Origin of the sequence: Tumebacillus lacus (genome assembly GCF_026410385.1) — a bacterium.
Classification (GTDB): Bacteria; Bacillota; Bacilli; order Tumebacillales; family Tumebacillaceae; genus Tumebacillus; species Tumebacillus lacus.
This window is the reverse complement of record NZ_JAPMLT010000007.1, coordinates 155,246-179,230: the sequence shown is the minus strand read 5'-3', so window position 1 is coordinate 179,230 and position 23,985 is coordinate 155,246. Positions and strand designations below refer to the sequence as shown.

Below are 23,985 nucleotides of genomic sequence, written 5' to 3'. Positions count from 1 at the left end.
TCAATTCCTATCAGTATACAATAACTTTTCACACAAAAACTTGAAGATGCAAGTTTTTTTGCCAACTTGCACATGATAAAGGAAAACTTCTACAAGGTGACTGCAGATATGCTCTCATTGTTTGCCACCTTATTCCTCATCCTGGGCCTGCTGTTCTTCCTGTTGCCCAAGCGCTTTCCGACATCTGTCACCGTGTTGCTGTTCCTCTTCAACGCCTTTTTCGGCACCACGGCCGATCACGTTATCGCTTTGGAGCCGTTCGACCTGTATGACACGGGAGGCTCCCCTCAGTACGACTTTTTCGACCTCCTGATCTACACCATCATCTACCCGCTGATGGGCTACCTCTTTGCCTACACGTATGACAAATGGCAGTTTCGCGGGAGCTATCAAACGGTGCAGGCTGGACGCTCGCCTACTCCGCGATCTCGTACTTCATCATCTTCATCGTCAACGCGATGTTCATGCAGTTTGTGCTGACTCGCTGGGAGCGCTTGGTCGCCTCTGAGTAGCTGTAGACGGTTCAGAAATACGAAAAGCCAGCCTCTCGTCGCAGAGGCTGGCTTTTCGTTTCCTTTTAGCGCAGCGGCACTTCCTTGTGTACCGGTGCCCCTTGGTACACCGTCTGGATCTTGTTCGCAAATCCGATCGCTTCGGCGATTTGCGAGGCGATCTTTTCATCGATCTTCGTCGATTTGTCCGGCGCGACAAACTCGTTCCAGTAGCCGATGATCTGCGGAGCCGGAGCTTTGGCGATCATTTGGCCGGCCATGCAGAAGGAGTTCATCCGCTCGCTCTGCGACTGCGACGTCTCCACGCTGGATACGGAGAAGCAGAGGAACCCGCCGCCGTTGGAGCGGATCGACTTCGCCAACGTGCGCACGTCTTCCGTCTTGGTCGAGTCGATCTGCACCTTGATCGTCACGTCTTTAACCAGCAGGACGGCGACCGGATACGCCGGCAGCGTGTAGTTGTGCGCCAGTTCCGACACGACGCCTTGATTCGCCGGGTTGAGCAGCATGTTTTGCGTGACTTGCGTGGTCGGCGAGAGCGGCTTCTCCAGCGTACGGAAGTAGCTCGCGCTGTTGTTGAAGATCTCCGGCTTCATCCACGGGCGCTGGATCAATACTTTGGTCGCCAGGAAGCCGATCTGGATCTTGGTGCCCTTCTTCATAAAGGTGTTCGCAAAGTGCGAGTAGCTGTGGCGCGACGAACCTCCTGCGCTGCCGATGAAGAAGTCTACGCCCCACTGGCTGTTGGAGAAATAGGTGTTCATCGTCGAGTCGGACGTCATATGGCTCGATTCAATCGCAATGTTGATCTCCGTCCAACGGTCGCTCGCCGGATACTCCAGCTTTGTGGCGAACGCGTTTTGGCCGAACGTCTCTTCCGGCGTCTCTTCCGGGCTTTTCGGTTTCGCCGTGTCGTACTTGTAGTACACGTTGGCAGCCGTCGCCAAATTGGTGCGCTGCTCGATCAGATCGGCCAACTTGCTCTTGAGCTGCTCGACATACGTCGGGAGCCAGGTCAGCAACGTGCTGTGCGCTTGATCTTGCAGGTAGGCGTTGGCCGCTTCCGCCAGATCGTTGCCTGCGTCGATCAGCCCTTGCTGCTTCGCGACAAGGCTGTCTTGGCCGTCCGCCAGCTTTCTCGCCACTTCCTTGATCTGATCCCAGTTCACCGTCGGAGCCGGCGCCCCGCCCGTCGCGGACGCGGCCAGACCGTTGACCAGCTTTTGCACGCCGGCCGTCAGTTTGGTCTTGGTGTCGGTGTCTTCATCCGCCACGTCGAACAGTTGCACGCCACGGGACTTCTGAATGTCACAGAACACCTCGACGGCCGTCACCACGTTGGCCGTGTACTGATTGATCAGCGCCGATTGCGCGTTGCTGAAATTGCGGATCGAGTCGTTGAACGCCTTCGTATTGGCAGCAACCACCTCGTCGTTCACCTTCGGCAGGATCGCCATCCAGTTGAGCACTTCGTCTTCCAGCTTGGTGATCGCCGTGTCCAGCGCCATCTTTTGCGCGATCGGGTCGGCCAGCAGGTCGATGTGCTTCGTGGTCGGGGTCAACTGTTGCGGCCAATCATACGGAATGCCGGTCGTCGGTACATAGTCGATACCCTCTTGACGGGGCAGCGGCAGGCGCATGTTTTGAATCAGATCCTTCGCCGCGTTCAGACCGCCGTCATCGCGGGTGTCAAGGATCGCCAGCGCATCCTGCCACTCGACCAACGGGAACTCGATCAGCAGTTGATCCCATTTGGAATTGATGTCTTGGATATACGCGTCGGCATTCTCCTCATACCACGCAAGGTAGGCATTCCAATATTTATCCTCATCATCCGGATACTTGGCGAGCAGTTCCGCCTTGATCTCCGTCTGTTTACGCGACCATTGTTCCTTCTCTTGCGTCCACTGGGTGTAGAGATAATTGAACCACGAGACGAGCGTAAACGTCTGTTCCTTGCCGTCCACCGTTCTCGTGATCTCCATGCGCAGACGCTCGCGGATCGTCGCTTGCAGTTTCATCAACTCCGGGTTCGGCTTCGGACCCAGTGCCGACAGCGCCGTCGCATAACGGTCCGACACGCGGGTGCCGTCCGGCTGCGTGATCGGGGACGGCGGAACATACATGTCGAGGATCTGCGACGTGCGCACCATCTGCGTTTCCGGCATGATGCCTGCGACCTCATCGTCTGCTTCCCAAGCCAGACGCTCGTGATCGAGCACCGTACCCGGCCAGCTCAGCGAAAACATCTGCTTCGGATTGCCCGATGCGAACGCCTTCAAGATCCCGTAGTAGATCGCTTCCGTAAAGTTCGTCGGAATTCTGTCTTCGATCGGCGTATCGACAAACGTCGAATCGGTCGTCGCCACCGCCTTGTTTCTGTCTTTGTCATTCGTTTGTGCCATTGACAAAAGCCCCTTTCCCCCAACATCCCTGCTAGAGTTCAATATTTAACATCAACTTGATAAGATGTTATTTCCGGAGTTCCAAATATATGCAATAAATATTTATGGAGCATAAAACATTAACGAATCGAACGCAAGGCATCGGCAGCGAAATGGTACGCCTCTTGAATCGCCCGCTTATCCGCGCACATCCACAGCGCGCTCAGCACGTTGATCACCCCGGCCGCAGCCCGGTCGTTCGGCACCCCGAGCGCCTGCGTGATCGGCAGTGACATTTCGCGACGCAGCGCATTGGCCGCGTAGTTGCAAGCGACCAGCACATCGCTCGATCCCGTCTTGGTCATCGCACCGAGCTGCCCGATCACCAGTTCGACAGCGCTGCGTTCAAGACCATCGGCCGTCTCCTGTTGCTCTTTGGCTGGGCTCACCGGAACCTGCACCCCGTAAAACTGACAAAACGCCTTGGTGATCAACGGTGCAAACTCCCCGATGCGCGCCTTGATCTTCGGCAGATCATCCGAGTCGATAAAGCCGATCTCCAGCAGCATCGCGTCCGCCTCCGTGTTGCACAGCACCGCAAACCCGGTCCCGTTCGGCCCGCCGTCGCGCACCGGCCGCCCGTGCGTGCCGCAGATCGTCGCGACGTTTGTGATCACGCTCTGCGCCAGCCCTTTGATCGGTCCGCCGTCCCCGTACACGTACAACTCCGCCCCGCGGCCGCCGCCCGCATTGACGTGGATCGACAGAAACACGTCCGCCCTCTCCAGATTGGAGATCCGGCACCTCTCCCGCAGGTCGGCGTCCACCCGCGTCCATCCGCCCGGCGATTGATCGGTCTCCCGCGTCATCACCACCGTAAATCCGGCCTGACGCAGCAGATCGCGCAGGTGGAGCCCGATTTGCAGGGTGATCTCTTTCTCTCTCGCACCCTGCGCGCATGCTCCCGGATCATAGCCGCCATGACCGGGATCGATGCAAATCACTTTCGGCATGCTTACACCCCCCTTGAATAAATGCTTACATGACAGTACATGAACGCATCTGCCAAAATATACAAAAAAGCCACAAACATCGACGTGTTTGTGACTATTTTCATGCAGGAGCTAGATAGTAAACGTTTTACTTTTTTACTGTTTTATTTTTTTCTTCGGCGAAGGGCTGGTGCTGCGCGCCCCTCCGTCCTGCGGTCTGCGGAAGCCCGCCATGTAGCCATAGCAGTCCGGCTCCTGCACCATGCCGCTCGGGTCCTGATCCCGATCTTGTGTCCCTCTCATGAAATCTTCATAGCCGACACCGCGTCCGCCCGTCCCTTTGGCCGCCTGAATCTGCGCGTCAAAAATGCCACTGTGATAGTCGGCAAATCCGGTCTTTGCAGCCGCCTCTGCCGGGAGTGCTCCGTCCGATTGGGCGATCGAAACACCCCTCCTATAGTCGTCATACCCGGCGGCCGCCGCTTTCTCCGCGGGTTTTGCCTGCTCGCCTTGCGCCTTTTCCATCCCGGACTGGTAATGTTGCATGGCGAGCTTGTACGCCTCCGAACCGTTTTGCTCGCGAGCCCCTCCCCGTGCCGAGGCCAACCCTTTGTCATACTCGGGGCTGGCTTGGACGCTCGCCGAATCGGGCGCGACATTCTGATAGGCGTTTCTCGTCCTGTCCATGATCGGACTGAGGATGAAGACTTTGCCTTCATGTTCCGCTCTGACTTGCTCCAGCTCTTTCTCCAACTCGCCGTCTTCCAACATCTTGTCCTTCAGCGACTCGCGCTTCTCTTCCACCTTCTGCTCGATCAGGTCCTCATTCATCGTGTCGGACACAGCATACAGATCGCTGTAATCGCGCAACTCCTGCCCATGCGACTCCCCGACCTTCGGGTACGCCTCGGCGACGGCCGATTCCCACTCGTAGAGGACCATCGACATGTACTTCATCTTGTCGGCCGTCGTCATCCGGCCCGACTTGAACGTGTTCCACGAAACATCGAGATGTTTCAACGCTTCCTGTTTGACGAGCAAACGGTCCATGTCCTTCTGCGTATCGTCCGTAAATCCTTTTTTGCCGATCAAATTCTTTACCGCTTTTGACTTGGAGATCTCCTCCGAGTCTTTGTCTTGATACCTGACCGGGTTGCCGCCCCTGGATTTCTTGTCAAATTCGTATTTGAATTTTTTCTCCCATTGCGTTTCCATCAGTTCCTTCGCTTCGTCGTCAAACTTTTCATCATCCGCGTGGGTCAGGTAGTACTCCCGATGGGTCAGCCACTTGTTCGCGTCCGACTCACCGTTGCCTTTGGGCATGCCGTCCTTGTAGCTGGCGAGCGGCGAAGACTGGTAGACGACCACATAGTCGGAGATCGTGGTCTGCAACAGATTTTTCCACTCCAGTCCGGTCAGACAAAGTCCGCTGAGCGCCGCGTTCAGGCGCGTCAGATTGGGCTCGATCAGGGCCTGCACCTGTTCCAAACGCGTCTTGTTGACTTTTTGTGCGCTCTGGACCGTGCTCGGTTTCGTACTGGCTTTAAAATCGCTTGCGTTCAGCAGTTCGCTGTCGATCATGCCTTCCCAGTCTTGGTCGTTCAAGAACGTCCATCTGGAGAGCAGCGAGCTCAAAAATTGGGACAGATCCTTCCCGGACGCTGCCTTCTGCAATCCTTGCAGCACCAGCGACCACGACACGGTATGCGATTTTTGGCCGATCGGGCCGTACTTGGTCGGCGGGCGGTCGTTGGACAACTTCAGATCGTCGACATCAAACTCTGATGCCGGGAACCGTTGCAAATTGCCGCCCGTGTCCTTCTCCTCCACCTGCAGCAACGCTTGAAACTGTTGCTTGCCCGGCTCTTCCTTCTCCTCGTCCTCTTCCTTGACCGCCGCTTCGACTTCCGCTTCGGCGTCTGCCTCCGCATTCGGCTTTTTGTCGGCGACCGACGTGAACACCTTCTTCACATCTGCCGCATGCGCCTTCCAGATGTTCGGATAGGCGCGTTCAAACGCCTTGAGAAATTCCGCTTTCAAATATTGCAACTCTTTCAGATCCGAAATGCCGCCTTCCCGGTCGCTGCCAGGGTCCCAATACATCGCAGCACACTCTTCCACCGTTTGGCCGGACACCGACTTGCCTTGCTTCAACTCTGCTTCCAACTCGCGCAGTTTGCGGTTGGCATAGCCTTCTCCGTGGTTGGACGGACGGTGTTCTTGCACGCCTTTGGAACTCGCGCCTTTCACAGCTGTAAATCCGGTGTGCGTCGTCAGCGGAGCCAACTGGGTCGCCACAAACAGATCGGACACACACTTTTGAACCAACGCCGACCAGTCGGCCGCCGATTTGGACTGTGTCACCAATTCAGTAAAGAAACTGTCGGGATATTCACCCAAAAAACGGTTAAACGCGGCATACGCGTTCGTCAACGTCTCGTTGTCTTCATCCTCTTCGAGCAGCGGTTTTTGCTCGCTCAAAGCGGCCCAATCCTTTTTCAGATACTCGTTGATAAACTTCTCGACCGTGAGTTTCTCGTCCAGATTGCCGACATTTTCATACGCCTGTTTGAGCAGTGTCCACGAGATCGAATGCGCTTTTTGCTCGATGCCGAACTGGGTCGGCGGCCGATAGGAGGCCGGCAGCGACAGCGCCCCGACCGTCAGTGATCCCGGCGACACCTGCGCCTCCTCTTTGCCGTTTTTGCGGGAGAGATCGATGTTGTTGGTATACTTGAATTGGCCCTGCAGCACCTGTCCCCGCTGTTCCGTCTGCACCGGTTGCATCTGCGCTCTCCGCCGGTCTCTCATCATCTGCAGCACCGCCCGGTTGCCGACCGTATGCTGCAGCCGATGCAACCCGGCGACCGACAGCAACGGACCGGCAGCCTGAGCCGGAACGTTCGACGTTGCTTTCGATACCGGTGTCGACTTTTCCACGGGACGGGCTTTGCGTTCCGTTTCCACCTGACATCCCCCTCTCACCTGCTCTGTTAAAAATCCCTTCAAGAAAGATCACCCGTTTCCTGCCGCCTCGACCGCCATTCATAAAAAAACGTCATCATGGAAAGAAACAGAAAGACAGGGGCGATAATCAGTTATACTAGAACAAGTCACACAGACCATCCAAGGAGTGAATGATCATTACACATCCCATCTCGACCTACTTGAACGAACAACTCGGCGTATTTTTGCAATCCAAAGACCTGAACGAAGAGACGGTCACCGCTGTCACAAACGACGTGGAAAACCGGCTGACCTCGCTCCTCTCGCATTGGAACGACGCAAAGTTTCGCTCGACCTTGCTCTTGACCGTGCTGGAAGAAGGCACGTTCTACATGCCCTATCACAAGGAAGTCAACGCGCTGGTCGTCCTCGCCGTCCGCAACAGCGACCAGATCCAACACCTCCACAGCGAGCTGAAGCTCCTCGACGACAGCGAGATCCGCACCCTCACCTCGCAAGCGATCGAGTATTTTGCGACAGTCGACCTCGCGGAACTGGCCCGTCAGGCGGATCAGCCCGCACAGGATCTCTTCGGCTCGCTGCCGTCCCGGTATCCGCTCGCCTGGGAGGCGTTCCAACAGATCGCGCTTTCCACGATGAAATACCAATACGTCACCTACACCCCGACGGCAACAGACCTGCCGGACCTGCCCGCGCTCGAATCGGGCGTCGACAGCCAGATCTTGGACGACCTGACCCAGATCCAAAACGGCGAGATCTCCTTCCTGTTCCGCGACTCGTTCAAATGGATCTCGCGCGACACCGATCACTTGCTGCACGTCATCGAGCTTGTCCTGCGCGCAAACAAAACGGTGATCACCCACAACTACTACATAAGCAACGGCACCGTCGCCTACCGCAAACCGCTGATGAAACCGGCCTCGAAACAAAGCGACATCGCCAAAAAGTTTGACAACAAAAAGGGCCTCTGGAACCGCCACAAAGACAGCTTGCGACTGCTCAAAAAGTATATCGTTCCGGCTGAATAGGAGATCGCATGAGCCGCTTTCATTGTTGCGCCACCTGTCAGCACTATGCCGTGGAAAAAAGGAACGGCAAACAGGTGACAAAATGCGCTCGCTTGGGGTTTGACACCCATCCGAAGTACCAGTTCAACTGTTGGAACCCAAAAGACCATGTGCGCAAACTGATGGAGAAAGACAAACGATGACCCCTTTTACCGAACGAATCCTCCAGATCATCAAGGACATCCCGCCCGGCAAAGTCATGACGTACGGCCAGATCGCAACGCTCGCTGGCAGTCCACGAGCGGCCCGGCAGGTCGTGCGCATTCTCCACTCGATGAGCCAAAAGCACCACCTCCCGTGGCATCGGGTGATCAACTCAAAAGGCCAAATCGGCCTCTCAGACGACGAGAGTTTTAACGTCCAAAGACTGTCGCTGGAGATGGAAGGCGTCGAATTTTCCATCGGCGACCGGATCGATCTGGATCGCTATCAGCACCATCCTGCACACTGACAGACCGAAACGACAAAAAGGGAAGCTCGCTCAACGGCCTGTGCGCCGGTGGCAAGCTTCCCTTTTTTGCATGGAGCGAAGCAAATCATTCATCAGACAATTTATCCAACGTGTTCATCACGTCGATCAAGTGATTGTTAAAGATCTTGCGCGCCACCTGCAACAGCTCGACGATCATCGGATCTCGCAACGAGTAGATGACCCGATTGCCCTCTTTGGTGCCGACCACGATGTTTTTGGATCGCAAGATGCTCAGTTGCTGCGACATCGCCGAGCCTTCGCTGCCGACCAACGATTGCAGTTCGTTCACACTCATCTCGCCTTCCGACAGCAACTCCAAGATCTTGATCCGCAAAGGGTGTGACAACGCCTTAAAAAAATCCGCTTTAAATCGCTGCATTTCCAAGTTCATAGACCGACTCCTGCTCCTTCCAATCTGCGCAACAAATTTCTTGGTCTGCTCCGCGATCCTCTTCACACGCGCTTCTTGCCAAGGAGCGCCGCCAACACCATCCCCGCCAACACGGCGGTCGTCAAATCGAGGAAGACCGTGCACAAAAAGGTGACAACCATCACAAAAGAACCGCTGTTCCGCGCCTTTAACAGCTGCATAAACTCGTGCCTTTCGCTCATGTTCCAAGCGACCACCATCAACACAGGCGCAAGGCTGGCCAAGGCGATCCGGGAAGCAAAGGGCGCAAACAACAGCAACGTCACCAACACAATCATACCATGAATCACGCCGGACACCCTTGATGTGGCACCACTCTTGATGTTTGTCGCCGTTCGGGCGATCGCCCCCGTCGCCGGTATGCCGCCGAAGAGCGGAGTCACGATGTTGGCGAGACCCTGCCCGATCAGTTCTCTGTTGCTGTTGTGCTTGCTGCCCGACATGTTGTCGGCCACCACCGCCGAGAGCAACGACTCCACGCCGCCCAAGAACGCGATCAGCAAGGCGGGATAGATCAGCGTGCCCACCGTGTCCCACGTGAACGCCGGAAAGTGAAAGCTCGGCAGGGCGGAAGAAATCGGCCCGTACGCAGACCTGATCGTTTCGACCTTGTCGCCATAAAACCACCACGCACATACACTCGCCACCACGATGCCAAGCAGCGCCCCTGGCCATTTAGGGAGCGTTCGCGCGGTCAAGATGATCAGCATCAAACAGAGGAGGGCGGTGACGATGCTGTACAGATTGGCCGATCCGATATGCAAGAAAATTTCACGAAGATTATCCAAAAAGTATTTGTGCTTCTCCACATCTTGCAACCCGAGAAAATGCGGGATCTCCCCCGTAAAGATGATCACCGCGATCCCGGACGTAAAGCCGATGGTCACCGATTGGGGAATGAACTTGATCAGAGTGCCCACTCGCAGCAACCCCATGATCACCAACAGGACACCCGCCAAAAACCCCGCCATCAACAGTTTCTCATACCCGTACGTCATCACAATGCCAAATAAAATCGGAATAAACGCCCCCGTCGGTCCGCCGATTTGATACTTCGAACCGCCAAACAGCGAGATGAGAATGCCGGCGATGATCGTCGTATAGATGCCGTACTCCGGCTTCACGCCCGAAGCAATCGCAAACCCCATCCCCAGCGGGATCGCGATCACCCCGACGATCAGACCGGACAGCAAGTCTTTCTTCAAGCGCCCGAGTGTGTAGACACGTTTGTCGAGTGTTTCCACGGTGACTTCATCCTTCCTATCAATATCCGTATCTCTGAATATTTGAATATACAGGAATAGTATCACCGCCGAAACCGCCTGTCAAACATAGAGGGGTATTTTACTGGTGTTCCACGCAAAAAGACCGACAGGAAACTCCACGTCGGTTATAATTGTCATAGCCGTTTTACATCTGGAGGAGGCTGTGACCGTGATCATATTGACAGGTGTTGCAATCGGCAGCGGTTTGATGGATCTGTTCGCCATCAGCCGCGGCTGGACAAAAGCAAGATATGTGTGGAAGCCTTTTACGATGATCCTGATCATCGTTCTGGCTTTCCTTGGTGCCGACTGGAGCAACGACTGGCATCGATGGCTCCTGGCGGGCCTTGTGCTCTCTCTGGCGGGAGATGTGTTTTTGGTGTTGCCAAGCGACCGATTCTTGGCGGGGCTCAGCTCGTTTTTTGCAGCCCACGTGTGCTACATCGCGGCGTTTGCCGATCAAGGCGACAACGAACACGCAGCGAGCGTGGCCGTCGTATTAACACTCCTCGGCCTCCTGTCGGTCGCCGTGCTGCGCCGAGGCGTCTTGGCTTCCGGGGGCATGGGACTGCTCGTCGCCGTCATGTGCTACATCACCGTGATCCTGATCATGGTCTGGCGCGCCTTTCTTACTGGCGACGCCTTCATGCTGGCCGGTGCCGCGCTGTTTCTGATCTCCGACTCCGTCCTCGCTTGGAACCGTTTCATCAAACCCTCACTAACGGCCGAACTGACCGTCATGGCGACCTACTACTCCGCCCAGTTGCTGCTTGCGTGGTCGCTTCTCTAAATCAATCCTTGTGCACTACCACTTTGTTTTTCCCCGTGCGCTTCGCCTCATACAGACACGCATCCGCTTCGGCAAAGAGCTCCTCCTTGTGGAGCTCCGGCCGATACCGGCTCACACCGATACTGACGCTCAGATGCCTGCCGCCCAGTTCCGGATGCGCCTGCTTGGCGATCTCCTCGCGTATCCGATCCGCGAATCGGATCGCTTCCGACGGTGTGCAGTGAGTGAGCAATACGGCAAACTCCTCTCCGCCGTATCGGAAAGCGGCCGCCTGGTCGATCATCGCCGTTTGCAACACACCCGCCACATACTTCAACGCGAGATCGCCTGCCAGATGACCGTACGTGTCATTGACTTTCTTGAATGAGTCCAGATCGAGCAACAAAAGATACAGCGGAAACGGGTCTCGATCATACTCATCGAGGTGCCGTTCCAGCGTTTCATGAAAATTGCGATGGTTCGACAGTCCGGTCAACGCATCCAGTTTGGATACGCGTTCGATCTCTTGTTTTTCTCTGATTGAAGAAAGCAGGATCTTGAGCAACTCGCTCCCCCGCTTGTGCACCCCGACGGTGATAAAGGCAAACGACACCATCAACGAAACGATCAAGATCACTTCATTCGGGCTCGTCCGTATTCTGATCGTCTCGTGGAACATAACCAACAGAAAATAAGTCACGAGCGACGCCGCCAAAGAGAACAACGTTCGATTTTGCTGCTGTCCCAAGAAAGTCGGGACGAGGATCGGCAGGACTAAGACAAACAGAATGCCCGGTTCTTTGTTGACGATACACAGCGTCGCAGCCAACACAGCACCGAGCACGATCATCACATCTATAAAAAATTGCTTTCGATATCGAAGCGTCCACTCAGCCGTGGCAATCAGCACGATTTGCACAAGTGTAACGATCAAAAGGGTGTGCAGATCTTGACGGTGCGCATCCTCAATTGGAAGAAGCAGAATATTGAGTCCAGAGCCCACACAGGAAAGCATCAAAACCAGCCAATACGTATTGAGAGACAGCCGCCTCCAGCGAGCGTTGAAATCAGAAATGCGATGATTGGACCCCATACCTGTTCTCCTCCTTTCTTCGAGAATACACAAGTTGTGCACACGATTCAAGTTGGAATTAAATTACATGTAAAGTCTAAATAAAAACACACTGCGGAGGAGGCGGTCGTGAAATCGAAAGAGACACCCAGGAAGGGTGCCTCTCTTGGTGAGATCGCCGTTGCTCTATTGCGGCAGATGTTTGACTGCGCAGCGGTTTGGACCGACTTCCAGCTCCAGTCGCTTGTCGTCGTCTGCTGTGACCAGTCCGCGGTTGATCTGCACAATCTCTGCGTAGTTGGGCGGGGTCGTGCCGATGCGTGCTGTCACTTCCGCCGCAAACGCAGCCGCATCCGTCAGACGCATCACGGCGTTGTCTGCCCGGATGCGGCCCAAGGCGGCGCCTACATATCCGTCCGCGCACCGTTCGCTGATCTCAGAAAAATGAGCCGGGAGCACCACCACGTCATCAGACAACGGCGCGATCTGGCCGAGCACCGTTTCATAGAGCTTCAACGCCCACTCCTGCGCCTTGCCTCCAAGATCGGGTCGACCCAGTCCGCTGACAAAGATCGTGTCGCCGGAGAGCAGCCAGCGGTCATTGACGAGGAAGGAAACGCTGCCCGGCGTGTGTCCCGGCGTTTGCATCAGGAGCACCTGCAGGTCGACGCCGCTCAAGGAGATGCGCTCATAGCGGGACACATCCTCGTAGCGGATGACACCCTCCTGCATTTCCTGCGCGGAGAGATAGTAGGTCGCACCGGTCTGTGCGGCCAACTCACTCGCGCCCGAGATGTGATCCGCATGGAGATGTGTGTCGAGAATGTGCTTGATCCGCACTCCTTCCCGCTCGGCCAGGCGAACATACTCCTCGACATGACGACCCGGATCGACGACGACCGCCTCGCCGCCGGAGTGGATCATGTAGGACAGGCATCCCTTGCCCAGCCGCATCATCTGGATCAGGGTATACGAGTCGTCCGCATGCACGGTGACCGGGTGATAAAACTGACTCCAGCCTTGCATGCCGCGTTCCAAGACATAGAGATCATAGTCGCCGTGCTCGGCCAGCACATCGGCAGCCAGTTTGGCTGTGCGGCCGCGACGGCAAATGACCGCGATCTTTTTGCCCTTGGGCAGGTCTTGCCACGCAGACGCGTCCCCTTGTTCGAACGCGGCATACGGAATGTTCACCAACAGACCCGGTTCCGTCTGGATCTTCCATTCCGCGATCTCCTGCGGTGAACGCACATCGAGCAGGACGAGCGGCTCACCTTGCTCCAGCCAGTGGTGCAACTCTTCAGAGTTGACAGTTTGTACGGCCATGTTTCAACCTCCTCATGATTCATCATACAAAAACGCGACAGGCAAAATGCCCGCGACGATGCGATCCAGTCGCGACCTTGCCGTCTCCGCACTTATTGAACGCTGCAATCCTGTTGCCGTTTCTTTTTGTTGTTCTTGCCCTGCGTTTCCGTCTCGTCGGTTGTCGTCTCGCCCGTCTCGCTCGCCCATCCTTTTTGCATGCTGGACTGCGCGGCGAGGAGAATCTCCGAGGTCTGCCCGATCATGTCGGACGGGCTGGCCACCTGCTCTCCGTCCTCTTTCACTGTCAGATAGGTGTCAAACGCCATGCCCTCGTAGTAATTGCGAGCCGTCTCCAACACGTTGTCTACGAAAATGGTGGGAACCACGCCTTGACACGCCTTCGCAGCAAAGTACATCAAAGCCGACCCGACCCTTTGACTTTGCGGGCTCGCCTCCACCCACGTGATGATCGGCACACCGTGGCGGATGCCAAATTTTACTTCCCCCGTGTGGACCTCCCCTTTTTCGCTTGCCCAGATCGAGATCACCCGGTTGCCTTGCACCTGCAAAGTCAGCGTCACCTTTTCACCCGCAGGTCCTGTCCCGAAAAACTTCTCCTCCGGGATCTGCGAGATCGTGACCTGCCCTTTTGGTTCAGACGACTCCCCTTCCGACGTCATCCGTTGCAAAGGAGCTCCGCGATACTGCGTCAACAGCCGGCCCATCTTCTGATTCCCGTACAACTGCTGCATCTGCAAAAGGCGTCCGGCTCCCGTTTGTGCGGTGCGTACCGGATGTGCTGCGCGTTGAGCTGTGACGGAATGCTGGCGTGGTACCGTTTTGTAACCTTGCATCGCTGCAATCACTCCTTCACCGTCTCGTAAGCCTCATTTACTGGATAATCTCATGATACACAAGCCGTTCAATTCCAGCAATTCGATTCCTTGCGCTGCAAGCACACATGCGTACACAAAAAACCGCATCCAAATCGGATACGGTTCTCGTGGCGCGTGACTCAGATCACGCTCTTCAGTGCTTCAACAAATCTCGGCATCATTTCCGTACGGAGGCTCGCGATACTGATTCGGCCATTGCCGAGCAGATAGATGCCAGATCGCTCTCGCAACGTGTCGATCTGTTGCTCGGAGAGATTCAGCATCACAAACATCCCTTGCTGTTGGCGATATGTCAGCACTTGATCCTGAATACCGGCATTGGCCAATTCAGTAAAAAATGCAGCACGCCGTGTGTGAAGATCGTTGCACATACCGGCCAATTCCTGCTGCCAACGGGCACAGCGGTCCGGGTCGTTTAGGATATGGCTGACGATAAAGCTGCCATGCGTCGGCGGCATGGAATAGCTGGATCGGATCAATCTTTTCGCCGTATTGTTCCAATCGAGCGCCTGCTCCTCCTCTTTAAAGACCAGCGTCAAAGCGCCGATCCGTTCATCGTAGAGGCCCATATTTTTCGAGAACGAATTGCAGATCAGGAACCTGTCGACCCGTTCCTTAAATGCATCGAACAATTCAGCGTCCCGCTCCGGCGAATGAGCAAAGCCCTGATACGCAAAGTCGAACAAAGGAATGAGATGGCGCTCTGCGCAGAAGTCTGCCATTTTCGTCCATTGAGACAGATTGAGATCCATCCCCGTCGGATTGTGACAGCAGGCATGCAGCAGCACGTAATCGCCAGGTTTTGCAGACTCCAGATCCGCCAAGATCGTATCGAGGCTCACTTCATCCAGATGAGCCGGGAGATAACGATAATGGCCAAACCCGCCCGCGTGACTGTTCAAAACAGCCGGATGATTTTCCCACGTCGGTGCACTGAGCCAGATCTTTGCGTTCGGCGTGTAGTGATTGACCAACTTTCCAACCAAATGCAAAGCCCCGCTCGCACCCAACGTTTGGATGACCTGAACATGATGGGTTTCACCGCTGCCCCCCATGTTCGGGAACAGCAGCGTGCGTACAGCCTGTTGATAGTCGGGCGCACCCGTCAGATTGAATGTTGCCTTGCTGGATTGGTTCTGCACGCGAAAGGCTTCGGCCTCACGCACAGAGTCAAGGATCGGACAAGTACCGGACTCGTCCATATAGATCCCCGCCGTCAGGTTGAGTTTATCGGCACGCGGGTCCTGCCTATAAAGTTCGAGCAATTGCATAATGCTGGTCTTGATCAGCGTTTGCATCGCCTTTCCCCCTTTGCAAGATATCCGCAGCGATTGCGTTTGCATCCACCATCAAATCATTCCATTTGTTCGGACGACTGCTGCCCGATTGCATAAACCAACGGGTATGCTCGGTCGGAATGCCGATCACATACAGCCGGTCAGCGACCGTTTGATCATGCCGGATCGGATGGAACGGCGACTGCGTCACGTTTACGCCGCCCGTTTCGAAGAGGGCATCATCCGCCCCATTCACAAACTGGGTGTAGATCCCGCTTTCAATCAGCGAACGAGTCAACGTGGACGTGTCGTGATACAAGTTGGGATTCGGAACACGCGCGTCAATGACCGTCTTCACTTCCACAGTCGAATCCAGCACGCTCGGAGAATACATCTTGATGCACGGGCTCGTTTCCGACGGTTCAAACTTGATCGAAGGCCCGACGACGGTGAGAATGTCCGCACGGATCAACGCTTGCAACTGCAGGCTGCGGAAAGCAGGCGGACCTGCAGACAGCGCGTTGCACACCGGATTAAACTTTTTCAGGAACTCTTCCCGATGCGACTCAGGATTCAGCCCGCCAAAGTCCACAAACAGTCGAATGATGTGTCTCGTACTGCGAATCACATCGAGCGCCGCTTTGATCGGGGAGTTCACATTGCCCTTCATAGCTTCCGCGTAGTCTGTTTCCAGCACGGACAACATCATTTTTTTGAACGACTCGGGAGATGAGAAGGTGCATCCTTTAAACGGGTAGCCGAGCTGATAGAGATTCACACCAACCGGGTAAGGAACGCCCAGCGTATGAGCCAGCATCATGACGCCTTCCACTGTCTGCACTTGGTGTTCCAAGACCAGATTGCGCAGTTTCTGCGCTTCCTCCTCACCCTTTTCCAGTCGCAGTTTCGTCTCCGCATACACGAGCGTCATCTCAGCTTCCAGCAAGGGCAGCACATCACGGTGGAAGTACACATCACCGCGTTCACGAATCATCAGAGCGCGCTCCACCGTAAAGATGGCGTGCTGATATTCATAGTCAAACGGCTTCTGGTTGAGACCGCGCATTTGGACAGGCAAGCCGCTGCGGCTGCCGGCAAAGATGCGCGGCTCTCGTCCGGACGGATGATACGTCATCGAGCCGTCGTCATTTTTGGAGAACTTCCCGCCGCGGCCCATCGTCAGTTCGCTCATGAGATCGTAGAAAGTCAATCCCATTCCCATGATGCCGACGTGTTGACCCGGCTCAATCGACGAGAAATCCATCGACGCGACCGAGTCTCCTTTTAAATAGGAAACACCAGGTGTGCGAGCCGCGAATTCTTCCATCGTCGATTCATGACCGCTCGTCTCGTTCACCGGATGGCCGGTTGCCAATACGGTCCGGTGTACCTCCAGCGTGCGACCGGTGGAGAGATGCAACAATTGAGAGGCATCGAGTTCGTCCAAGCTGTCGACACGAGCTGTCACTTTGTGCAAAGTGACAGCCGGCGGAAGCGTGCGCTCGACAGTTGCTAAGACGAACAGCAAGTATTCCCCATAGATGGCACGAGGTCCATACCCGCCATATTCGGAATAATCGTCACGGTGCGTCTGCCACCACTGAGCAAAAGAAGGACCGTTGCCAGGACGGACTTCCCCACCGTCCCAAAAGCCGGAAAAAGCTGAAACTTCCGGAGCGATGGTGTTCATCAGCAGAAAATGAGATTGATCGGTCTTCCAGATTCTCCCTGTCCCGATGTTGACATCGTCGATCAGGAAAATTTCAACCGGTTCCCCGTTGTCTGCTTCAATCAGATGGGCTGCCATTCGTTCAAGAACCGACATGCCGCGAGGACCACTGCCGATGATGGCAACTTTTAGCGACTCATTCATAGTCATACTCCTCTGTGTACCGTAGTGGCCAAATGTCTGTTTCTCGACGATTCAAACGCTTTGATCGATTCGATCTCCTCAAGCGTTTGCGCGATGTCATCGAGATTGAGGATATATTTGCGCTTGAAATGTTCATCCATGATCGCCGGCAAGACATGATCCTCGATCATGATCGTCTCTTTGTCCAGATCGATGTGAATCGATGCTTGCGGGTCGCGGCCAAGGATCTCCCACAGCGTTTCAACGCCTTGCTCCGTCGTCTTCAACGGCAAAACGTCGTTGAGGATCGCATTTTTATAGAAGATATCGCCGAAACTTTCTGCGATCACCACTTTGAAACCATAGTCTTTGATTGCCCAAACCGCATATTCGCGAGACGAACCGGTGGCAAACTCACGTCCGGCCACCAAAATCGCGTTGCCGGCGTATCTGGCGTCGTTCAATACGAAGGACGGGTCTTGACGCCAATTGCCGAACAAGGAATCCGCATGTCCCACGCGTTGTGCTTTGTAGCAAAAGCGCGCGGGAATGATCTGATCCGTGTCCACGTTGTTTCTCACCAAAGGAACACCGCATCCGCTGATTTGTGCTCTGCTCATTCTGCCTTCCCCCATGCTTCCAGATCTGACGGGCGAGCGATCCGCCCGATGATCGCGCTGGCAGCTGCCACAGCAGGAGACGCGATATGCGTTCTTGCACCGGCTCCCTGCCGTCCCTCAAAGTTTCGATTGCTGGTCGAGACAGATCGTTGACCGGCTTTCATCTGGTCCTCATTCAGGCCGCAGCACAGCGAGCAGCCCGGCAAGGGACGGAAGTCTGCCCCCGCCGCGTGGAAGATTTCATCCAGCCCTTCCCGAATGGCTTGGTCGCGCACTTGAACGGAGCCCGGCACGATCAACAGATGCACATCCGGATGTACTTTATGCCCCTCCAAGACCCCCGCCACAACGCGCAAATCCTCGATGCGTCCATTGGTGCAAGAGCCGACAAAGACTTTATTGATCGAGAGGTCGCGCAGAGTTTGACCCGGTTGCAGGTCCATATATTCGAAAGCGCGCTCTGCTGCCAGTTGCTGACTTGCATCTTCGTAGTCAGAGACAGCCGGAATGCTTTCGTCGAACGTGATGCTTTGGGACGGGTTGGTCCCCCAGGTGACCGACTCATCGAGTGCCGCCGCATCGATCACGATCTCTTTGTCAAAGACTGCGTCAGGATCGCTCACAAAGGAACGCCATCCTTCCACATCTTCCTCTGTCAGCGGACGCCCCTTGGCTGCGTAGACCTTGCGCAAGTAGTCGATGGTGACGTCGTCCACACCGATAATCCCGGCACTGGCCCCGCCTTCGACCGACATGTTGCACAGCGTCATCCGAGCTTCCATGCTCAGCGAGTGAATCGCCTCACCCGCATATTCGATGACATGCCCGATCCCGCCGCCGGTGCCGATCCGGCGAATGATCGCAAGCGCCAGATCTTTTGCCGAAACACCTGCAGGCAGGGAGTTTTTGACGGTGATGCGGAAAGATTTAAACTTTTGCAGTCGCAACGTTTGGGTGGCCAACACGTGTTCCACTTGGCTCGTACCGATGCCAAACGCCAGCGCGGCAAACGCACCGTGCGTCGTGGTGTGCGAGTCGCAGCAGACAACCGTGGTGCCCGGAAGCACCAGACCCTGTTCAGGCGCGATGACGTGCGTAATCCCTTGCCCCGCTTCGCCCAGCATGTGGAACGGGATGCCGAACTCCGCAGAGTTGTCGCGCAGCAGATCAATTTGATTGCTGCGCAACTCATCCCCTTCCAGCAAGGCGATCGAAGACGTAGGGGTATTGTGGTCAACAGTTGCAACGGTCAGATCAGGCCGGCGCACGGTCCGATTGGCAGCGCGCAAACTGTCGAAAGCTTGCGGCGTGTTGATCTCATGCAACAGATGCATGTCGATGTAGATCAGATCCTCCGCCTCACCCAAAGTCTTCACACAATGGGCCTGCCAGATTTTCTCATGCAAAGTTTTCGCCAAAACGTTCACCTTCCTTAGGCATGTTTGACTTCTTTGTTTTCAATTTTTTTCACAGATTGGACCAACAGCGGGAAAGCAAGGAAGGCTGTAATCCCGACAATGATCCAGACACCCGTCCAGGAAGCGACTCCGAGAATGATCGGAATCATATAAGGAATGACAAACGATACGATAAACACAGTCGCTCCCATCATGCCTAACGCGGTGCCTGCATAGCGGACACCGGCAGCCACTGCGATTTCCGTGTAGCCAATGCCATGCCATGCATTCCCGGCCAGCCCGGTGATCGCCAGCAACGTGACGACGACGAACGTATTTTGATGGGAGACCAGACCCAGCACGATCCCTGCCACAGCGGCGATGACCGCGATCCAGCGCAGGACTTGGCGGCGATTTTTATACTTATCGGTTAGACGCCCCGTGATGATCCGCAAAGCCCCGCCGCCCAATTGGACACCGAACAGAATCAGCGAGATCGTTCCCATGCTGAGATGGTGTTCATCGGTCAGAAAGACAGCAGCAAACGTAAGCACGGCCATCTGAGGGAACGTCAACGCGCAACCAGCCAGCGCGATGTTCCACACCGACATCCGTTTCAGCGGGGAAACGTCACTCGCCTGCGAGGTGCCGGCAGCAGCCTGACCCACCTCTTTTACTTTCATCCCAAACCAGACCAACAGCGTGACGGCAAAGCACAAGACGGCAAACGAAAGAAAAGCGGCACCGAAACCGTAACCGGCCACGATGAACGGGAAGGTAACCGACCCGATCGCTCCGCCGACAGGGATCGCCGTCTGGCGAATACTCATCGCAAAGCCTCGCTCATGATCTTGGAACCATGTCATGACGGCACTCCCGGAGGCAGAGTTGATACTGCCTCCGATCGCGCCCGCAAGTATCAACAGGACACCCAACGATATGTAACTCGGAATCATATCTCCGTTCGGTACAAGCCAAATCGAGATCGCCAAAAACGCAGCGCCCATTCCTCCAAGCCCAATCATCAGGACGATCTTATCGCCCAGTTTGTCGGTCAAAACGCCCCAGGCGATTTCGGAGATCGCAACACCCAGCCCCATGCATCCAAGGACAAAACCTAACTGACTGAGGGTAAATTGATAGTCCTCGCGCATGAGGACCCCGGTGACAGGAACCCCGACAAATCCGACAGCAAACGTGATTTGCGCGAGTACACCAATTAACAAGATGATCCAACGGTACCTTGATGCAGTCGAATAGAGTGTGTCCATTTTCTTACCCCTTTCACGGTTTGACGACTTGAGGCGGTTTCTCCCAGATGATCAAAGCCAAGCAACCCGTTTCGCTGTGGAAGCTGTGTTGGCTGCCCGGAGGCAAACAGATGAGCTCGTTCTTTCTGAGCACACCTTGGTTCGTGATCATCTCGCCATCAAAGATGTAGATGATCTCAAAGCCCGTGTGCTCATGAGCCGGAGAACTGCCGCCCGCTGCATAGCGCACGAGACCTGCAGCGCAGCCTCCCGTTTCCTCGGGACGGAACAGCCAATGAACCTCGGCAGCGGACCGTTCATTGGCTTTGAACGGTTGGAACTCGATCTCAGTATCAGACAACATGCCCGATTCGTTCAGTTGAAGAAGAACCGGCAATGCTTTCATCAGGTCAGCCACTTGCATGCTCATAAGGTCCACCTCGTATGATAGTGTTTCTTCACAAAATCATACTTTCCTTTCATCTGATTTATTTTATTAGTTGAACATCTTACATTGAAGTTACAGCCGTTTTTTCAAGTCCGTCGCTCACGCAGCCGTACACATCGTTCACCCAGTAGTCGGCGTACGTATCAGACACCGCCCGGCTCTTGAAGGAATAAGTTTTCAACAACCAACGCTTTGCCGTGTCTTCAGGGTTGTTGACTTCAATGCGTTCGCGGTTATGCAGACCATATTGGTTGGAGAAGACCAACAGATCCCCGTAATCGAGTTTATGACGATGCTTCATCGCCTTGGTGACGGCATTCGTGAAGGCCAGCAGTGCATGCACGGCAGCCACCGGCGCATCGGGCAGCGGATGGGTCATCGTGTCGGTGAAGCAGATCTTGCCTTCGCCCTGAAGGACTGCGTGCGCAGTTGAGCGATCCCAGTTTTTGATCTTGTCTTTCGTCAGATCGTCCACTTCTGTGTAATACCACTTCTCACTCAGCGCCTCCACCTGCTCCGGGGTCAAGTGGCTGATGATGTCCTGGCTGTCCACATACGTGGTGTACACCAGATCGTCTTCCGGGCAACGCACGCCCAAGAGGGTGATGTAGTCCGCACGCACCGGATGGCTCGAACGGTCGTTGTGATAGATCAGATCCCCGTCGGTGAAGCCGGTGCGCATGCCGCGGAACCGGTTGATGCTCACGACATCGGTGAAGAAATCGCCGTTGTTGCGCGATGCGTAAGAGAGCAACGGATTTTCCAGCAGGTGAGCGAAGGTGCCGAGGAATGCTTCGCCGAGGAACGTTTTCTTCAGGCGATACTTGTCGTTTACCGGGTCATCATGATTGAGATCCGGAACGTCCGTATCAACCGGGCAATTCTTCAGGACGTGAACGTGACGGCCGTGTGCCCGGTCAGCGCGAATGCGTTCGCACAGGTCGAGGAAAAACTTCGGCAACACACCCTCTTCCACGTTGCGGATCATCCGTGCTTGAAACGCCGAGTAGTCGACATACGGCGAGATCGCCGAAAGATCGGAAAGTGCTGCACACAACTCTTTGTGTTGCTCTTCGGAAAATACGTGATAGGCTTTCACAGTTTGACGCCCTCCTCGGCCATGAATTGTTCAAGGGTGTACACGTCCGCCAGTTTTTCGATGACGTTCATCGCACATGCATGGCTGTGCGCGTCGCTGGACGAAATGCAATCTTCCAGCGGTCGAACCACATACCCGCGGTCATGCCCGCTGAGCGTGGTGCTCAAGATGACAAACTCGGTCGAGACCCCGGTCAAGTACAGCGTATCGATCTCCATGTTGCGGAGCATGATTTCCAAATTGGTGTTATAGAACGGATCGATCCGGTTCTTTGTCACGACGTATTCACCCGGCATCGGCTGCAGGGCATCATGCACCTGCGTCGCCCACGTGCCCAGCACCAGTTGCCCCTTCTCTTTCAGCGGGCGGAACAGTTTGGAACGGTCGTTCCACTCCGGATACCCCGGGGAGAAACCGACGACGACATACAGGACCGGCATGCCCATTCTCCGAGCGGCCTCGATCGCCTTCGCGGTATTCGCCACCGCTTGTTGTTCCTGCTCGTGGTGATAATAGCCGTCTTTGCCGATGCTTCCTTCTTCATGAACGATATCGTTGATAAAATCAAGGACCAGCAATGCCTTCTTCATGAGACACCCACCTCCGCCGTTTGATGTTGAAGTTCTTGCATGATCTTCTCTCTAAAGGTGACAAGATCGTCACACAAGCTGGAATGCTGCTTGAAAATAAATTTGTCATACAGATGATTCACATCTTCATCGCTGTGCGAGACACCCAGGTCGTGCAGCAGATGACGAATGATCGTTCTGCCGGAATGACGGGTGACCAGCAGCGATCTATCGCGGCCCAAGTCCCGCGGCTTCACGTATTCATACGTATCAGGATCATTCAACATCCCCTGTTGGTGCATGCCTGCAGCCGTGCTGAAGACATATTTCCCAAACAAAGGCTGCGTACGGGATTCTTCCAATTGAATCACTTCGCTCAGCAGCAGATAGCCTTCATACAACTTGTCCAGTTGAACGGAAGTCTCGAGCCCGTATTCGTCGCTCTTGTAGTACAGCAACGCCGCCACTTGTTCCAGCGAAGTATTTCCTGCCCGCTCACCGATGCCGCCAAGGGTGGCTTGGATCTCGTCTGCACCTGCTTGGACACCTGCGATTGCATTGGCAACACCAAGACCCAGATCGTTGTGGCAATGCACCGAGATCTTGATGGCAGGTCCTGCGACCTCGCGCACGAAACGAACCAGATCCCCAAAGGATGCGGGCGTGGCAAAACCTGTGGTATCCGCCAAAATGATCTGGTTTGCACCCGCCTCAATCGAGGCTTTCGTGATCGCTCCGATATAGTCATACGCACCGCGACTTGCATCCTCGATGCCCACCGTGATATTTGCAATGCCTTGTTCCTTGGCATAGGCAACAGCTTCCGTAACTTCAGCGATCCCTTGCTCGCGAGTGATATTGCGCTTGTTTTTCAAGTGCAGGTCACTGCCGGTCGCCGCCAGCATCACAATGTGCCGGTCACTCACCCCGCCGGCTTCGATCGCGGTCTTCACATCTTTTACTTGAGCACGCGAAAACGTGGAGAAGGATGCCGTCGTCAAATGTTCGCTGATCATCTGAGTTGCCAAAAAATCAGCGCGCGAAGAAGCAGGGAATCCTGTTTCAATCGTATTGACTCCAGCTTCTTCAAGCATCAATGCGATTTCCAGTTTTTGTTCCGGTGTCATCGCATTGCCAGGCGCTTGTTCACCATCTCTGAGCGTAGTATCAAACATACGAATCATACGCTTGCCCATTTCAACACCACCTGTATAAATTTACTAAAATGGCAGCTACTTGTTTTAAAGTGTAGCTACTCTTATTAAAATCATATCACCGCTTCTAAATTAAAAACATATACCATATAGGACACATAATTATCCTAAATGGGATATATATT

20 protein-coding genes and 1 pseudogene are annotated in these 23,985 nt (G+C 55.0%); 4 read left to right on the top strand and 17 right to left on the bottom strand.

From position 1 onward, the window contains the following. Nucleotides 1-108 precede the first annotated feature (108 nt). Entirely contained in the window at nt 109-480 is a 372-nt protein-coding gene (locus tag OS242_RS13315; protein WP_267152168.1) for a hypothetical protein, read from the top strand. 97 nt (nt 481-577) lie between these two features. Here the strand turns inward: OS242_RS13315 and OS242_RS13310 are convergent, their stop codons facing one another. From OS242_RS13310 to OS242_RS13300, 3 genes are all read right to left on the bottom strand, one after another. Beyond that, a complete protein-coding gene (locus tag OS242_RS13310) occupies nt 578-2,917 on the bottom strand; it encodes a hypothetical protein (protein WP_267152167.1) in 2,340 nt (779 codons plus the stop codon). Nucleotides 2,918-3,036: 119 nt separating this feature from the next. After that, nucleotides 3,037-3,909, bottom strand: a complete 873-nt coding sequence (locus OS242_RS13305) for an N-acetylmuramoyl-L-alanine amidase family protein (protein WP_267152166.1) — start codon at nt 3,907-3,909, stop codon at nt 3,037-3,039. Nucleotides 3,910-4,044: 135 nt separating this feature from the next. After that, a complete protein-coding gene (locus OS242_RS13300; protein ID WP_267152165.1) occupies nt 4,045-6,855 on the bottom strand; it encodes a hypothetical protein in 2,811 nt (936 codons plus the stop codon). 170 nt (nt 6,856-7,025) lie between these two features. Here OS242_RS13300 and OS242_RS13295 point away from each other — a divergent pair, with 170 nt between their 5' ends. Both OS242_RS13295 and OS242_RS13290 read left to right on the top strand, forming a co-directional pair. Continuing rightward, nucleotides 7,026-7,883, top strand: a complete 858-nt coding sequence (locus OS242_RS13295) for a hypothetical protein (protein ID WP_267152164.1) — start codon at nt 7,026-7,028, stop codon at nt 7,881-7,883. A gap of 178 nt (nt 7,884-8,061) precedes the next feature. Then, nucleotides 8,062-8,373, top strand: a complete 312-nt coding sequence (locus OS242_RS13290) for an MGMT family protein (RefSeq protein WP_267152163.1) — start codon at nt 8,062-8,064, stop codon at nt 8,371-8,373. Between the two features lie 85 nt (nt 8,374-8,458). Here the strand turns inward: OS242_RS13290 and OS242_RS13285 are convergent, their stop codons facing one another. Then, the gene (locus tag OS242_RS13285; protein ID WP_267152162.1) at nt 8,459-8,785 is read right to left on the bottom strand and encodes an ArsR/SmtB family transcription factor; all 327 of its coding nucleotides are present in this window, start codon (nt 8,783-8,785) and stop codon (nt 8,459-8,461) included. A 65-nt stretch (nt 8,786-8,850) separates the two neighbouring features. Next, nucleotides 8,851-10,068: pseudogene (locus OS242_RS13280) on the bottom strand (SulP family inorganic anion transporter); the annotation flags it as partial. A 190-nt stretch (nt 10,069-10,258) separates the two neighbouring features. On the opposite strand from OS242_RS13280, the gene OS242_RS13275 reads away from it, so the two are divergent. Then, entirely contained in the window at nt 10,259-10,879 is a 621-nt protein-coding gene (locus OS242_RS13275; RefSeq protein WP_267152161.1) for a lysoplasmalogenase, read from the top strand. Nucleotide 10,880: 1 nt separating this feature from the next. On the opposite strand, the gene OS242_RS13270 is transcribed toward OS242_RS13275, so the two are convergent. The 12 genes from OS242_RS13270 to OS242_RS13215 form a co-directional block, all read right to left on the bottom strand. Beyond that, nucleotides 10,881-11,792: a GGDEF domain-containing protein gene (locus OS242_RS13270; protein ID WP_267152160.1), complete on the bottom strand. Its 912-nt coding sequence runs from the start codon at nt 11,790-11,792 to the stop codon at nt 10,881-10,883. A gap of 324 nt (nt 11,793-12,116) precedes the next feature. Beyond that, nucleotides 12,117-13,256 carry an MBL fold metallo-hydrolase gene (locus OS242_RS13265; protein WP_267152159.1) on the bottom strand — a complete coding sequence of 380 codons (1,140 nt, stop codon included), beginning with the start codon at nt 13,254-13,256 and terminating at the stop codon, nt 12,117-12,119. Nucleotides 13,257-13,348: 92 nt separating this feature from the next. Continuing rightward, complete coding sequence (locus OS242_RS13260) at nt 13,349-14,092, bottom strand: hypothetical protein (protein WP_267152158.1); 744 nt, start codon at nt 14,090-14,092, stop codon at nt 13,349-13,351. A 161-nt stretch (nt 14,093-14,253) separates the two neighbouring features. Beyond that, nucleotides 14,254-15,432, bottom strand: a complete 1,179-nt coding sequence (locus tag OS242_RS13255) for an aromatic amino acid transaminase (protein ID WP_267152157.1) — start codon at nt 15,430-15,432, stop codon at nt 14,254-14,256. Further along, nucleotides 15,383-17,284: an FAD/NAD(P)-binding protein gene (locus tag OS242_RS13250; RefSeq protein WP_267152156.1), complete on the bottom strand. Its 1,902-nt coding sequence runs from the start codon at nt 17,282-17,284 to the stop codon at nt 15,383-15,385. The genes OS242_RS13255 and OS242_RS13250 overlap by 50 nt, the downstream gene beginning before the upstream one ends. Nucleotides 17,285-17,286: 2 nt before the next feature. After that, nucleotides 17,287-17,883 carry a 3-isopropylmalate dehydratase small subunit gene (gene leuD / locus OS242_RS13245; protein ID WP_267152155.1) on the bottom strand — a complete coding sequence of 199 codons (597 nt, stop codon included), beginning with the start codon at nt 17,881-17,883 and terminating at the stop codon, nt 17,287-17,289. Then, nucleotides 17,880-19,301, bottom strand: a complete 1,422-nt coding sequence (gene leuC, locus OS242_RS13240) for a 3-isopropylmalate dehydratase large subunit (protein ID WP_267152154.1) — start codon at nt 19,299-19,301, stop codon at nt 17,880-17,882. The genes leuD and leuC overlap by 4 nt, the downstream gene beginning before the upstream one ends. 14 nt (nt 19,302-19,315) lie before the next feature. Next, nucleotides 19,316-20,551: an MFS transporter gene (locus tag OS242_RS13235; protein WP_267152153.1), complete on the bottom strand. Its 1,236-nt coding sequence runs from the start codon at nt 20,549-20,551 to the stop codon at nt 19,316-19,318. A gap of 13 nt (nt 20,552-20,564) precedes the next feature. Then, a complete protein-coding gene (locus tag OS242_RS13230) occupies nt 20,565-20,960 on the bottom strand; it encodes a cupin domain-containing protein (RefSeq protein ID WP_267152152.1) in 396 nt (131 codons plus the stop codon). Nucleotides 20,961-21,039: 79 nt separating this feature from the next. Continuing rightward, complete coding sequence (locus OS242_RS13225) at nt 21,040-22,077, bottom strand: TauD/TfdA family dioxygenase (RefSeq protein WP_267152151.1); 1,038 nt, start codon at nt 22,075-22,077, stop codon at nt 21,040-21,042. Beyond that, complete coding sequence (locus OS242_RS13220; RefSeq protein ID WP_267152150.1) at nt 22,074-22,667, bottom strand: cysteine hydrolase family protein; 594 nt, start codon at nt 22,665-22,667, stop codon at nt 22,074-22,076. The genes OS242_RS13225 and OS242_RS13220 overlap by 4 nt, the downstream gene beginning before the upstream one ends. After that, nucleotides 22,664-23,842, bottom strand: a complete 1,179-nt coding sequence (locus OS242_RS13215) for a LeuA family protein (RefSeq protein ID WP_267152149.1) — start codon at nt 23,840-23,842, stop codon at nt 22,664-22,666. The genes OS242_RS13220 and OS242_RS13215 overlap by 4 nt, the downstream gene beginning before the upstream one ends. Nucleotides 23,843-23,985 lie beyond the last annotated feature (143 nt).